The sequence below is a fragment of the Burkholderia sp. SRS-W-2-2016 genome, assembly GCF_001931485.1.
In the GTDB taxonomy this organism is placed as follows: Bacteria; Pseudomonadota; Gammaproteobacteria; order Burkholderiales; family Burkholderiaceae; genus Paraburkholderia.
The window spans coordinates 108,755-121,666 of record NZ_MSDV01000022.1 but is presented as its reverse complement, the minus strand read 5'-3'; the positions used below and the strand labels follow the sequence as shown (position 1 = coordinate 121,666).

Below are 12,912 nucleotides of genomic sequence, written 5' to 3'. Positions count from 1 at the left end.
CCCGAACAGGACCGTGAAACGACTCTACGCCGATGATAGTGCGGATTGCCCGTGTGAAAGTAGGTAATCGTCAGGCTCCTTATGCTGTATGTCCAGAACCCCGGTGTCTCCCAGCGAGAACCGGGGTTTTGGCCGTTGATTTGCAGTAGAAACTGCCTCCGTGGGGGTGCGGCTAAAAACTTGGACTGGTTATGCCACGATTCCAAGACTTTCCCGGTATTCGAGTGGGCTCAGGGAGCCGAGCGAGACCTTGATCCGGGTCGCGTTGTACCAGCGGATATACGAGTCAAGGACCTCAGTGAAGTCATCAACCGTCATAGCCAGTCACGAGGATAGAACAGTTCCGTTTGAGCCGGCCGAAGAAACCTTCACAGGCCGCGTTATCAGGTGAGCATCCTCTGCGTGACATGGAGCAAACAAGTCTGGTATCGCGCATCCGCGATAACCATCCTGGCCAACGATAGTGCGCACCGCGATCGGAGTGGACCACCGGCCGATCATCACTATCAGCGGTCAACTCGATGGCCGAATCCAGCATGGTATTGACGAGTTCAGCATCTGGCCGCGTGCCGATCGTCCAACTCACGACAAGACCGTCGAAGCAGTCGATCAGCGGCGACGGATGGACCTTGCCCGTCGGGATCTGGAATTCGGTGATGTCGGTAAGCCATTTCTGATTAGGAGCGGCCGCATGGAAATCGCGATTGATGAGGTTCTCTGGCGCGGGGCTGATTTCTCCACGATAGGAGCCGTAGCGGCGTCGTCTGGTTGTAGCAGCAGTCAGACCTTCCTGCCGCATTAAACGTCGCACGACCTTCTCCGAGATGAATACCTGGTGCCTGCCTAGTGCTGCGCGGATCCGGCGATAGCCGTAGCAGCGGTAATTGAGCTCGAAGATGTTTGCGATGACGCCACGTGCGGCTGCATACTTGTCTGCCAATAGCAGGCGTCCACGATGATAGAAGTAGGAACTGCGGGCAAGCCCCAGCACGGAAAGCAACTCCGGTAACGCATAGGTTTGCTTCAGGGCGTCAATCCGCTTCTGTTCGGCTGAATACCTTGGCGCAACACGAACATAGCCGGCTCGCAAATCATGACACTGTTCGTATTCGCGGTGCCAGGCCTTCAGCGAATTCTTTGTCGGGGAACCCAGCTGCCTGATGGTCGCCCTGATGCGCTTGCCTAACTTCAGATACAGCCGAACTGCTCGAATGCGCTCTTCGTATGAGTACACGGACTACCTCCAGGTAGTCCAAGATTTTGTCCGCACCCCCCTATTCATCAACAATCGGCAAGCATCATCAGATTTTCTCTATTTGCCAGATTCGGTCAACCTGACGAATAAGGCGTTTCAGACCATCCTTAACAGCTTTCAATTCCACCAATGAGTAACTATACCCTTACTATTAAAGTCGATGAATAGCTGGTGTGCATAGCCGCTTCCATTCGCCGCCTTTTCATTCTGGGCAGAATTCATGACCGTTTTAGCGCCATTAACCCTTCTGTTGGCCCCATTAACTTGATCACTAACAGCGCCTACACCATTTTGGGCTGTAGGCAACCCCATTTGGGATAAACCAGATGTGATTCCGCTAAGCATCCCACCCATACGCTCCATGGCATTTGGAGTGGATGCAGAACTTTCATTGTAGAACCAGGTTTCTCTGCCATCATCTTTAGTCTGCTTTGAATTCGAATTTCCATAAAGCGCAACCACTTCGGCTTGTGTGGTTTTTCCTACCACAATGTGCTGCCTAATATAGCTCGGGGAAAATTTATCCGCTTGATTGTCGGTGCTTGATGGCATTTGTGTGCAGGCTGTGGTGCTTGCCAAAATCGAAATTGCAAGAAGCGTAATCAATGATTTCATGAGTTAAGTCCCGGAAAATTTTATTTAAATATTAGACTGGAAAAAAGATTTGTCTTTTCATAAAAGGCTGAATAAAGATATAGGCGGTAATTTGATCGAACTTCAGGACGTTCGACTCGGAGAAAGGATCGACCCTAGTCAATGCGCATGTGGATTTCCATAGTTATGATGATCGAGCGACAAATGGTCGACCAACGTCAAATTCATCAGGACGACATGCCTAACGGCATGGCGGCAAGACAGAAATCGACCACGTCCTAATACGGATTAAAAAATTGTTATTAATAAAATTAACTGGCGGTGACCTCTACCTTGGTAAGGTATGGCACTACGCAAGATGGATGCAATGAAATAAATGCAAATTTTGCAATCGTTAACGCTCGTTAGCGGGCCCGGTGTCAAGCGAGCAAACAACAGCCTTGACTGTCCGCGCAGCCGATTTCGCATTGCACTGACCGAATGCAGTAGCCGAGAGCACCGTGGGCATTGTCAGGTTGATGGACAGGCGGCTGTATCCAGGACGTGCACGATTGCAGTGCTGACCGATAACACTGAACTCGTGGCCGAGAATATCGGCTACTGATGCCCACCTATCGCGAATCTCTTCGGCAAAAATGTGTTCGCATCCGCATCTTTCAACGCGGCGAAGCCACCTGTGGGCGTTCGGTCTGTGCTCGGCTGGTGGATTTGCCGCTCGACGGAGCATTCGAAACTAAGATACCTCGATTGCTTTTCCTATCGACTGGAGAGGGGACATATAACACGGGCAGCAAGGATAGTGCTACAGGATGCTGAATACGCGATTGCGCGGCACACCGAGACGCTGCAAGCTGAAGAATTCCGCGCCAGTTGGTTTGACGTTATAGGATTCCCGGACGACGGTGGCCTGATTCAGGAAGCGCTCGATGAAGCTAGTGACGCCACGCGCTCCTGTATGGCGGGACGCAAGGCTGAACAAGCCGGACGCGTCAAAGCGTGAGCCTGCACCGTCGCAGCAGGTGATGAATTGGCGATGGGTGAGCTGGCCAAGGTGTTGGGTGCTGTGGACATGGAGGCCGACTGGTTGGAGGTGCCTGAGCAGGCGTCTACTCCATTACCATCGCCTGGTATGTGAATCCGGAATCAATAGCTCAAACCCGCCAGAACTCTTCGAGCCTGGCGGGTTTTTCTTTGCCTGCGGGGTGCGGGCTACATGCAGCGGTGGAGTCGCTCAGTCGTTCAGTTGCGACTCGACGTTCAGGACGATCCGTGCGACCGGGTTGGCCTCGGCGGACTGCGGAGCGAATTTGATCTGGGCGAACGTAACGACGCCGAGAGCGACGACCAGGAGCGCTCCAGACGCGGCGATGCGGGGAAGATATTTCACAGAGACCTCATTTTGATGGCTAACAGGAACTGGCGAAGCTGACAGGCGCGTCGGATCACCTTCAGCAGCATGTCTGTCCGCAACCGGGCAACGCCGGACGCGGTCGTCAGATCGCATTTGCCGATCGGACGAGGATTGTGCGGTGCACTATAACATCTATCGGACGGAGATTGTGCAGTGCAATATAAAGGGTTTTCCCGCGTGTGCAGTGCGACAGGTCCCGCGGATGCCTAATTGTTTAAGCGTTTGATGATTGAAAGTTTTCTGTAAGCGGTAACGTGCCGTCACGCCAGGTATTGCGAAGGCGGTGCTGTCAGTTGCGACGGGCCTTCAATGTATGGATGATCATTCCGATCAGGCGCTGGCCGGTGGCAACAGCACAACTGGCATTGCGCGCCGGCCATTTCTTCAGGAACGACACGGTCCCCCATGGTTCAGGCATTGAAACCGACAACGGAACAGCAGGCGATTCTGGATGCTGTTCCGTGCGGCAGTAACATGAAAATCAAGGCGTACGCCGGAGCGGGAAAGACTTCGACACTGCGTCTGGTGGCAAACCAGCTTGGCGGTCAGCACGGTGTTTACCTGGCGTTCAATCGCGAGATCGCCGACCACGCAAGGCGCGGCTTTCCCCGCAACGTTTCAACTGGAACCATTCACTCGCTGGCATACAGATCTGTCCCGCCCGCGCTTGCGAAGCGGGTGAATATCCCGGAAGAGCCACCGCACGAGCTGGCGTCCCGCCATGGCCTCGGTCCGGTGGAGGTCCCACTTGTTACAGGAAAGACGGTCGAGCTGACCGCGTTCGAACTGGGTCGGATGATTGTCGATGGGCTGGGCCGGTTCTGCCGTTCCGCGGACGACGTACCGCTAGCGAGTCATGTCCCCGTCGACGAGAAGATCGACGAAAGGGCCGCCGCCTGGCTCCGTGAGGGTCTTCGTCCGTACGTGGCGCGGCTGTGGGGCGAAAGCACCGATCCGCGCGGTCGCAGCGCAATCATTCCTGACGTCTACCTGAAGGTCTGGGCGCAGTCAGATCCCCGTATCGAATCCGACTTCATCCTGTTCGATGAAGCACAGGATAGCGACGAGGTGATGTTGTGGATCTTGAGTCGACAGTCACACGCCCAGATCGTCTACGTGGGGGATCCCTACCAGCAGATTTACGAATGGCGTGGCGCTGTGAACGCGATGGCACAAATTGAAGCGCCCGAGCATGCGTTGACCGAATCGTTCCGCTTTGGTCCCACGATTGCGGCATTGGCCAGCCGGCTACTTGGACTGATGGGCGAGCAGGTGCCCGTGCGGGGGCAGGATTCTATTAACTCGATTGGCGTCGAAGACCCATTGGATGCGCCGCCGGTCGACGCGATCCTCTGTCGCAAGAATGTGTCGGCGATCTGGCATTTCGCGTCCGGCATTGAGGCGGGGCACAAACCATCTATCCGTATGAGCCCCGCTGAAATCGTGGCCTACGCTGACGGCGCAGATGCCTTGCTTGCCGGACGCCGGGCATTCAGACCCGCAGCGTTTTCGCTCTTCGAAACCTGGAAAGATGCCCAGTCGTTCGCCCGAAGCACGGCCGGCGCGGACCTGTTGCCCATCGTGCGCATCGTCGATGAACTTGGGACCGGTTACCTGCGATCGCTGGCACTGCGGGTTACGCCTGAAGCTGGCGCAGATTACGTCATTTCCACGGTGCATCGGGCCAAGGGCCTTGAATGGAAGCGGGTCAAGGTGACCAATGATTTTTTGTACAGGACCGTGGATGGACGTCTGACGGTGGACGACGATGAACTGCGTCTTCTGTACGTTGCTTTTACCCGGGCAAGACATCTTCTGGACGTGTCTGAGCTTCGCGAGATCCTCCTGCGCCTGTTTGCTTCGCAACGGGCATGATCCATCGACGGTCTATCTGTTGGCATTCACCATTGCCGCTGGTCATGTCAGTAGTTGACTAGCGAGATTTCATCTTCTTAGGCTAGTCGAGCGGCGCAATTGCTCGACGAAACCTGAAAGAAGCGAATGTCGGTAATCTTTCCGTTGTCGTTCACGAGGATGTTCACGCGATCGGGTCGATCTTCTTCTGTGCGCGGCAACAATGCCGATGGTCGTTCCTCACCGGACATGCTAGGATTTTCTCCAAACAAAACCGGAGACTGCCATGCCATTCATTTGCGAAAATGTCGAGTGTCGTGCCGTGCTGGCTCGCGGGCAGGTTAGATCCCGTCACGAGGACGGGGGGTGGTGCTTCTACTGCCCGGATTGCAACACCAGGAGCGAGTTAAACGATATCGGCGTGCCTGGCGGTCCTGTCGCGTTGGTTCAGCCTGAAAGATCTGACCTTCCGCACAAGGTCATAGCGACTGCGCGAGTAGTGGAGGACGGCAGGTACGCCGCGCAGCTGCGCGTTCAGAGGGCCCTTGGTATGAAAGGAACCTACGCAGCCGAGGAACATTGGGATCAGCTTGGTGTGTTCGTCGACGCGGAAGAGGCGGTGGCGCATGCGAAGTCTTTTGCAAGAGACCTGCTGCAGCGAGCGACCTAGTGGAGAGTGGCGCGTCAGAATACACTGCGCCGATCAATGAGGAAACCTTCAAGGCGTGCCCCGAGGACCGGGCGAGAACCGGTGGTCGCGTCCGCACCGCAGAAAGCCATTCAGCTTTCGGTGCGCTCGCTACCACCACTCGCCGCGAGTTTCACCAATAGTCGGGCAGCCTCGTTGCCGTGAGATAGAGCGCGCAGCGCAAGGGAGAGAGCCAGTTGTGCGTCGTGCGAAACTGCGCTGCGATCCTGATCGAAGATCTTGATGGCGTGGCGCATATGTTGCGCCGCCTGCCGGTGAAGGTCCACGGCTGCTGCATGGTGTTTTGCCACGTCCGCCGCGCTTATGCTTGAGCCGCTCGATAGAGGCGTGGTTGATGGCGCGTTGGCGCTGTGCGCGCCAGCGTCTTGCGCCTCGTCGATCGCAAGCAGTGTATGGCCATGTGCCAATACAGCCTGATGTCCGGCGTGGCCAGGATCCCGGCTGTCTTCGAAATGCCGTGATGCCTCCTGGTGATGTCGTGCGGCATGCTCGTGGTGCGATGCCGCGGATTCAAGATGTCCCTTCTTGCTGTGCTTCGTGTTCATTCCGGTTCCTTTGCGACTTCAGATCGATGTCGTGTGGCGACCGGTTCGAAGTCTGAGCGGCAGGTCGCGGCAACGCCCTAATCTACACTTACTTTTCCGTTCCGTGGCAGTTGACTGATTCCTCGCGGCGCGCGAACAAAACCGCTGATTTTTCCCAACTTGCCAGCGCTCCATTCCGGGAGCACTCGAGCCGCACTTAACCGGCTGCACCTGGCCGCACAGTCGTCCGAAACGCTAGCCGGGCGGACGTCCGGAAAAAAACGGCCCGCGTGCGGCGGGCCGGAATCGATGCGTGGAGATACCCAAGGGCTACTAACTAATCAGCCAGCTTCACTCATGGTAGCCCCAACCCGGACATCGTCATGCGCATCACGCTTAAGCAGATCGAGAGCGACATCGACGATCATGTCTTCCTGCCCCCCGACCATCTTGCGTCGGCCGAGCTCGACCAGAATATCGACAGTCTTGAGCCCATACTTGTTGGCAGCAACTTCAGCATGCCGCAAGAAACTGGAATAAACCCCGGCATAACCAAGAGCGAGCGTCTCCCGATCCACGCGGACAGGCCGATCCTGCAACGGCCGCACCAGATCGTCGGCCGCATCCATCAGGCGATAAAGATCGCAACCGTGATTCCAACCCTGGCGTTCAGCCGCGGCGATAAACACCTCGAGCGGCGCATTCCCAGCGCCAGCCCCCATCCCCGCGAGACTCGCATCGATCCGGTCGCAGCCTTCCTCGACCGCGACCAATGAATTAGCCACCCCAAGGCTCAGATTGTGATGCGCATGCATGCCCGTCTGCGTGTCGGCCTTGAGCACATCCTTGAACGCGCGAAAACGATCGCGGATATCGTTCATTCCCAGCGCGCCACCCGAATCGACCACATACACGCAACTCGCGCCATAACTCTCCATCAGCTTCGCCTGTTCGGCGAGCTTCTGCGGCGTGGTCATATGGCTCATCATCAGAAAGCCGACCGGATCCATCCCGAGTTCGCGCGCGAATTCCAGATGCTGACGCGACACATCCGCTTCCGTGCAATGCGTAGCGACCCGCACCACTCGCGCACCGGCATCGTACGCATTGCGCAGATCGTGCATCGTGCCGATGCCTGGCAGCAGCAGTGTCGCGATCTTCGCGTTCTTCACGCTCTCGGCCGCTGCGGCGATCCACTCCACGTCGCTATGCGCGCCAAAACCATAATTGAAGCTGGAACCTTCGACACCATCGCCATGCGCGACTTCAATGCTATCGACACCCGCCTGATCGAGCGCGGCCGCGATCGTCTTCACATGAGCGATGCTGTACTGATGGCGAATCGCATGGCTGCCGTCACGCAGCGTGACGTCGGAGATATAGAGCTTTTTGTCGATCGTTGTCATTACGCGGCCTCCTTGTGTCCACGCGCGATGCCGGCCGCAATGCGACGGCGCGCCATCATATCGGCGCATGCGAGCGCGGCCGACGTCATGATGTCGAGATTGCCCGCATACGCAGGCAGGTAGTGAGCGGCGCCTTCCACTTCGAGAAACACCGAAGTCTTCAGCCCATGCTTCAAGCCGAGGCCGGGCACGTTCAGCGGCTGATCGGGCGAAATCACGTCGAACTGCACCTTCTGCTTCAGACGATAACCCGGCACATAAGCCTGCACGCTCGCGACCATCCGCGCGATGCTGTCTTCGATCGCCTGCTGGTCCGCCAGATCGGACAGCACGAACACGGTGTCGCGCATGATCAACGGCGGCTCGGCCGGATTCAGCACGATGATCGCCTTGCCGCGCGTCGCGCCGCCGAGCGTTTCGATCGCGCTGCGGGTCGTTTCGGTGAACTCATCGATGTTCGCGCGCGTGCCCGGGCCCGCCGATTTGCTCGCGATCGAAGCGACGATTTCCGCGTAGTGCACCTTGGCGACGCGCGAGACCGCCGCCACCATCGGAATGGTCGCCTGGCCCCCGCAGGTAACCATGTTCATGTTGGTCGCGTTCTCGGCTTCGAGGTTGATCGCGGGGATCACGTACGGACCGATCGCCGCCGGCGTCAGGTCGATCACCTGCACGCCATGCTGCTGCAGCACGTCGTTGTGACGCTTGTGCGCGCCGGCCGAGGTCGCATCGAACACGATGTCGATGTCCTTGAAGAGATCGAGCTTCAGCAGCCCGTCGAGGCCTTCGGCGGTCGTCGTCACGCCGAGCCGCGCGGCCCGTGCGAGGCCGTCCGATTGCGGATCGACACCGACCATCGCGCTCATTTCGAGGTGCTGACTATTGCGCATCACCTTGATCATCAGATCGGTGCCGATATTGCCGGACCCGATGATCGCCACTTTTACCTTACCTGTCATATTCACTCCGGACTCATGCTTGATGCTTCAGGTTGCGTGCTCGGGGTCGAGCGGCGCGCGCGCCGGTGCTCCACGGCCGCGCGCCGCCAGCGCGTCAACCCCTGACGTGAAAGCCCGCGCTGCCGAGCTGTTCCATCTCGACCGACACATACTGGCCCGGCTTGATCCATTCCGCCGGCGTGGCGCCGCCCGCCATCACGATCCAGCCCGCCTGCAGCGGCTCGCCCGCCTGCGCGGAGAGCCGCGCGGCGGCCACCAGCGAGCGCAGCGGCTGGCCGAGCAGCGCGGCGGTCGAACCGACCTGCACGACCTTGCCGTCGATGTTCAACGTCAGGCCCAGGTTGCTGAAGTCGGTACGCGGATCGCGCCACGCGCCGATCACGAAGCCGCTCGACGACGCGTTGTCCGCGATCACTTCGGGCAGCGTGAATTTGAAGTCCTTGTAGCGCGAGTCGATGATCTCCAGCGCGGGCGCGATCGCCTCGACGGCCGCGAGCGCCTGCGGCCCGGTCACGTCGCCGTCGAGCGAATGCTTGAGCACGAACGCGATTTCCGGTTCGACGCGCGGATGCACGAAGCGCGAGAAATCGATCGTGCTGCCTTCCTCGATCTGCATGCCGGCGGTCAGGCGTCCCCAGATCACGTCGGACAGGCCCATCTGCACCATCTTCGCGCGGCTCGTGAAACCCATCTTCACGCCGACGCGGCGTTCGCCGCGCGCCACCCGCCGCTGGATCGACGCGGACTGAATCTGATAGGCCTCGTCGAGCGACAGGCGGCCTTCGGGGTCGAATTGCGAGACTTCGGTGGCGGTGCGCGCTGCGTCGTCGAGCAGCGTCGCGTATTCGTTAATCTGGCTCATTGACGTGCCTCGTTCGCGGAAGTGGGGTTGGCGTCGAACACGGCTCGCACCGAGCCCAGTCCGTTGATGCGCGCCTCGAAGATGTCGCCGGGCGCGACCGCGACCATCGGGCCGAGCGCGCCGGACAGCACGAGGTCGCCCGCTTTCAGCGGGGTGCCGACCGCGGCCATCGTGCGCGCGAGCCAGACCACCGCGTTGATCGGATTGCCGAGGCAGGCGGCGCCCGCGCCGACCGACACCGGTTCGCCGCGCCGCTCCATCACCATCCCGCACAGACGCAGATCGAAATCGGCGAGCTTGCGCGGCCGGTTGCCGAGCACGAAGGCCGACGACGACGCGTTGTCCGCGATCGTGTCGGTAATGCGGATGTTCCAGTTGGCGATCCGGCTGCCGACGATTTCGAGCGCCGGCAATGCGTAGTCGATCGCGTTCAGCACGTCGAGCTGGCCCGGATTGCGCTGGTTCAGATCGCGGCCGATCACGAACGCGATCTCCGCTTCGATCTTCGGCTGCGTGAGGATCGACGCCGGAATCGGTTCGCCGTCGCCGTAGCCCATGTCGTCGAACAGCATGCCGAAATCGGGCTGATCGACGCCGAGCTGCTTCTGCACCGCGACCGAGGTCAGGCCGATCTTGCAGCCGACCACGCGGCGGCCGGCGGCGATGCGCCGCTCGGTGTTTACGCGCTGGATCGCGTAAGCATCGTCGATGCTCATCTGTTCGTAGGTCTCGCGCAGCGGCGCGATGTAGGCGCCGCTACGTTCGGCGTCGACCAGCGCGCGCGCCGCGGTTTCGATCTGTTGGGGTGTCATTTGGCCTTCTCCTGGGCGGCGGCGATTTCGTCCTTGGTCTGATCGCCGACGGCCCAATGGTTGGCCGGCGTCAGCGTTGCGTAGACGCGAATCGAATTGAGCGGCGCGCCGAGCGTTTCGTGCACGGTGCGCGCGACGGCTTTGACGCACGCCTTGATCGCGGCGTCGTCACGTCCTTCGACGAGGGAAATATGAACGATTGGCATGCTGGGTTCCTGGTTGCGCGAGCACGGAGGAAGCGGCGGCACGTTGCGCGAACGATGCGGCAACGCGGCGGCGCCATCGGAATCGGCTGCCATGATCGCGGTTTTGGCGGCATACCGTCCAATACTGTTTTTTGAAAATCTGATACCGTTCCGGTATGGCTTGACCCGCACGCTCACGCAAGGAAATGAACCGATGGAACTGAAGCAGATGCGCTATTTCCTCGCGCTGGCCGAGGAGTTGAATTTCGGCCGCGCGGCCGAGCGGCTGCATATCGCGCAGCCGCCGCTCACGCGCAACATCCGCGCGCTCGAAGAGGAACTGGGCACGCCGCTGTTCATCCGCACCAGCAAGGGCGCGGAGCTGACCGAGGCGGGGCGCGCGCTGCTGGAGGAGGTGCCGAACATCCTCGCGCTGTCGCGGCGCGCGGAGGAACAGACCCAGCTGGCGGGCCAGGGTTATACGGGACGGCTCGACGTCGGCATTTTCAGTTCGGGGATTCTGAACGTGATCCCTCGTCTGCTCGCCGACTTTCACACCGAGCGGCCGGCGGTGAAGATCGGTTTGCACAATATGTCGAAGGCCGAGCAGATCGCGGCGCTGCGCGAGCGGCGCATCACGATCGGCTTTAACCGGCTGGTGCCGAACGAGGCCGACATCGCGGTCGACTGGGTGCAGCGCGAGTCGTATCTGATCGCGCTGTATGAAGGGCATCCGCTGTGCGAGAAGAAAACCATCACGCTGCGCGACCTCGATAACGAGCGGATGATTCTCTACCCGAACGCGCCGGTGCACGGGCTCGCGCAGGAGGTCGCGGCGGCGTTTCGCGCGGACGGCGTGCGGCTGCGGGTCGAGCAGGAAGTGGAGGACGTGGTGACCTGTATCGCGCTGGTGGCGAGCCGTTTCGGCGTGTGCGTGACGACCGAGTCGGCGGTCAATCTGCGGCTGCCGGGCGTCGTGTACCGGCCGCTCAGATCGACGCGCTTGCGCGAGATCGAGTTGAGCTGTCTGTACCGGCGCGACGATAGCTCGCCGATTCTGCAGGCGTTTCTGAAGCTGATCCGCGCGTCGCGCGGGAAGGCGGGCAGGGCGCGGGCGGCGGCGACTTAGCGGCGCTCGTTGTTCCGCTTGCGCGCGTTCTGCTCAACACCCGCTCGTTTACTGCGACGCGGCGGCCGGTGCGGATGCCGGATGATCGGTCTTGTGCGTCTGCCCGGCGGGTTCGTTCTTCGCTTTACGCGCCTTTTGCTGCGCGGCCCGCTGCGTGTCCTGCATCTGTTTGGTCGCGCTCATACCCATCTGTGCGTAAGCCGCGGTGGACCACATCGCATTCGCGATGACGAATGCCGCAATCGCCGGCACGACGGTATAAAACCTGTTCATCTCGTTCCCCTAACTAACTACGCGTCGCTTCGAAAGTGCGCGTCGCTTCAGAATTTGTTGCGCTGGCTCGGATCGAATACCGGGTCCGGCTGCTTCTGCGTTTGCCTGAGCACGCCCTGCGGGTCGAAATAGAAATTGAAGATCATGTGGTAGATGTTGCTTTCCATGTACCGGTACGACCACACCTCGCGCTCCATCCGCTTGAAATACGCGGTCTCGAACGGCCGGCCGAACGCGACCAGCACGTCGTTGCGGGTCCATTTGTTGACCTCTGCGCGATAGAACTCCTGTTCCTGAAGTACTTGCTGCACACGGGTCGTCTTGCCCGATGCATCGATATCGACGGCGGTGGTCGTGGTGCCCATCGGCTGCGTGGGCCACATCAGACGCTTGCCGCCGTCGGGCAGATCATAGGTTTCCTTCGGAGGACCAAGCGTCGCGATTACCGTCTGCTGATCCATGCCGGTCTGTACGCGCTGCTGCGGCTGCGCGCACGCGCCGAGCAGGAGCGTAAGCGTGAGCGCGACCGCGCACGCGCACGGCGACGACGACGCAAAAGTAATGCGCTGTTTCATAGGTCTCTCCCGCGTTTGTGCATGGCGTGGGTGGCGGCTGTCACGTGACCGTCAAGTGATCGTCACATGAAAATCCCGCGCGAAACATACGCAAATCGTACGCGAATCGCACGCGGCGAACACCGCACCAGGCTCAAACGTGCCACGCGCGGCCGGGCGGCAAATCGGACCAAGGTCCGATAGGCAAGCGGGCAGCGCGCGACTAGGCTGAGAGTTGCAGCCGGAAAGCGTGAAAGCCAGAGAACCCTGGAACCTGAGAACCGCACAGCGCGAAAACCGCCTACGGCATCGGCAATACCGACGGCCGTCGCGAGGCTCGCCGCGCTCCGGCACCTTCCCATCGCTACACCGCGTCGTTGCAGCG

At 59.9% G+C, this 12,912-nt stretch carries 14 protein-coding genes and 1 pseudogene; 4 read left to right on the top strand and 11 right to left on the bottom strand.

The window, feature by feature from the left end; translation table 11 throughout:
* Window positions 1-189 precede the first annotated feature (189 nt).
* A pseudogene (locus BTH42_RS10745) lies at window positions 190-1,234 on the bottom strand (IS3 family transposase).
* 138 nt (window positions 1,235-1,372) lie between these two features.
* Complete coding sequence (locus BTH42_RS34765; RefSeq protein WP_143752006.1) at window positions 1,373-1,870, bottom strand: hypothetical protein; 498 nt, start codon at window positions 1,868-1,870, stop codon at window positions 1,373-1,375.
* A gap of 778 nt (window positions 1,871-2,648) precedes the next feature.
* Between BTH42_RS34765 and BTH42_RS10740 the strand changes: the two genes are divergently transcribed.
* On the top strand, window positions 2,649-2,849 hold the full coding sequence (locus BTH42_RS10740) for a hypothetical protein (RefSeq protein WP_075298917.1): 201 nt from the start codon (window positions 2,649-2,651) through the stop codon (window positions 2,847-2,849).
* 231 nt (window positions 2,850-3,080) lie between these two features.
* Here BTH42_RS10740 and BTH42_RS35405 read toward each other — a convergent pair whose 3' ends face one another.
* Entirely contained in the window at window positions 3,081-3,236 is a 156-nt protein-coding gene (locus BTH42_RS35405) for a hypothetical protein (RefSeq protein WP_178392147.1), read from the bottom strand.
* Window positions 3,237-3,665: 429 nt separating this feature from the next.
* On the opposite strand from BTH42_RS35405, the gene BTH42_RS10735 reads away from it, so the two are divergent.
* A complete protein-coding gene (locus tag BTH42_RS10735; protein ID WP_075298915.1) occupies window positions 3,666-5,135 on the top strand; it encodes a UvrD-helicase domain-containing protein in 1,470 nt (489 codons plus the stop codon).
* 265 nt (window positions 5,136-5,400) lie between these two features.
* Window positions 5,401-5,784, top strand: coding sequence for a hypothetical protein (locus tag BTH42_RS10730; protein ID WP_075298913.1), 384 nt, complete (start codon window positions 5,401-5,403; stop codon window positions 5,782-5,784).
* A gap of 110 nt (window positions 5,785-5,894) precedes the next feature.
* Here the strand turns inward: BTH42_RS10730 and BTH42_RS10725 are convergent, their stop codons facing one another.
* The 6 genes from BTH42_RS10725 to BTH42_RS10700 form a co-directional block, all read right to left on the bottom strand.
* Window positions 5,895-6,368 (bottom strand): hypothetical protein, encoded by a 474-nt coding sequence (locus tag BTH42_RS10725; protein WP_075298911.1) that lies wholly within the window; start codon window positions 6,366-6,368, stop codon window positions 5,895-5,897.
* A gap of 320 nt (window positions 6,369-6,688) precedes the next feature.
* Complete coding sequence (dmpG, locus tag BTH42_RS10720) at window positions 6,689-7,753, bottom strand: 4-hydroxy-2-oxovalerate aldolase (protein ID WP_075298909.1); 1,065 nt, start codon at window positions 7,751-7,753, stop codon at window positions 6,689-6,691.
* Window positions 7,753-8,712: an acetaldehyde dehydrogenase (acetylating) gene (locus tag BTH42_RS10715; RefSeq protein ID WP_075298907.1), complete on the bottom strand. Its 960-nt coding sequence runs from the start codon at window positions 8,710-8,712 to the stop codon at window positions 7,753-7,755. Before BTH42_RS10715 ends, dmpG begins: the two co-directional genes overlap by 1 nt.
* A gap of 94 nt (window positions 8,713-8,806) precedes the next feature.
* A complete protein-coding gene (locus tag BTH42_RS10710) occupies window positions 8,807-9,574 on the bottom strand; it encodes a 2-keto-4-pentenoate hydratase (RefSeq protein ID WP_075298905.1) in 768 nt (255 codons plus the stop codon).
* Complete coding sequence (gene mhpD / locus BTH42_RS10705; protein WP_075298903.1) at window positions 9,571-10,386, bottom strand: 2-keto-4-pentenoate hydratase; 816 nt, start codon at window positions 10,384-10,386, stop codon at window positions 9,571-9,573. The genes BTH42_RS10710 and mhpD overlap by 4 nt, the downstream gene beginning before the upstream one ends.
* Window positions 10,383-10,592: a tautomerase family protein gene (locus BTH42_RS10700; RefSeq protein ID WP_075298939.1), complete on the bottom strand. Its 210-nt coding sequence runs from the start codon at window positions 10,590-10,592 to the stop codon at window positions 10,383-10,385. The genes mhpD and BTH42_RS10700 overlap by 4 nt, the downstream gene beginning before the upstream one ends.
* A 193-nt stretch (window positions 10,593-10,785) precedes the next feature.
* Here BTH42_RS10700 and BTH42_RS10695 point away from each other — a divergent pair, with 193 nt between their 5' ends.
* On the top strand, window positions 10,786-11,700 hold the full coding sequence (locus BTH42_RS10695) for a LysR substrate-binding domain-containing protein (protein WP_075298901.1): 915 nt from the start codon (window positions 10,786-10,788) through the stop codon (window positions 11,698-11,700).
* 48 nt (window positions 11,701-11,748) lie between these two features.
* Here the strand turns inward: BTH42_RS10695 and BTH42_RS10690 are convergent, their stop codons facing one another.
* Window positions 11,749-11,973 carry a hypothetical protein gene (locus BTH42_RS10690; RefSeq protein ID WP_075298899.1) on the bottom strand — a complete coding sequence of 75 codons (225 nt, stop codon included), beginning with the start codon at window positions 11,971-11,973 and terminating at the stop codon, window positions 11,749-11,751.
* A 47-nt stretch (window positions 11,974-12,020) separates the two neighbouring features.
* Complete coding sequence (locus BTH42_RS10685; RefSeq protein ID WP_075298897.1) at window positions 12,021-12,548, bottom strand: hypothetical protein; 528 nt, start codon at window positions 12,546-12,548, stop codon at window positions 12,021-12,023.
* Between the last annotated feature and the right edge of the window lie 364 nt (window positions 12,549-12,912).

Coding starts and splice junctions, on each gene's coding strand:
- BTH42_RS10690 (WP_075298899.1), bottom strand. CDS start 11,973: ATGAACAGGTTTTATACCGTCGTGCCGGCGATTGCGGCATTCGTCATC.
- BTH42_RS34765 (WP_143752006.1), bottom strand. CDS start 1,870: ATGAAATCATTGATTACGCTTCTTGCAATTTCGATTTTGGCAAGCACC.
- mhpD (WP_075298903.1), bottom strand. CDS start 10,386: ATGACACCCCAACAGATCGAAACCGCGGCGCGCGCGCTGGTCGACGCC.
- dmpG (WP_075298909.1), bottom strand. CDS start 7,753: ATGACAACGATCGACAAAAAGCTCTATATCTCCGACGTCACGCTGCGT.
- BTH42_RS10695 (WP_075298901.1), top strand. CDS start 10,786: ATGGAACTGAAGCAGATGCGCTATTTCCTCGCGCTGGCCGAGGAGTTG.
- BTH42_RS10710 (WP_075298905.1), bottom strand. CDS start 9,574: ATGAGCCAGATTAACGAATACGCGACGCTGCTCGACGACGCAGCGCGC.
- BTH42_RS10715 (WP_075298907.1), bottom strand. CDS start 8,712: ATGACAGGTAAGGTAAAAGTGGCGATCATCGGGTCCGGCAATATCGGC.
- BTH42_RS10725 (WP_075298911.1), bottom strand. CDS start 6,368: ATGAACACGAAGCACAGCAAGAAGGGACATCTTGAATCCGCGGCATCG.
- BTH42_RS10700 (WP_075298939.1), bottom strand. CDS start 10,592: ATGCCAATCGTTCATATTTCCCTCGTCGAAGGACGTGACGACGCCGCG.
- BTH42_RS10685 (WP_075298897.1), bottom strand. CDS start 12,548: ATGAAACAGCGCATTACTTTTGCGTCGTCGTCGCCGTGCGCGTGCGCG.
- BTH42_RS10730 (WP_075298913.1), top strand. CDS start 5,401: ATGCCATTCATTTGCGAAAATGTCGAGTGTCGTGCCGTGCTGGCTCGC.
- BTH42_RS10735 (WP_075298915.1), top strand. CDS start 3,666: ATGGTTCAGGCATTGAAACCGACAACGGAACAGCAGGCGATTCTGGAT.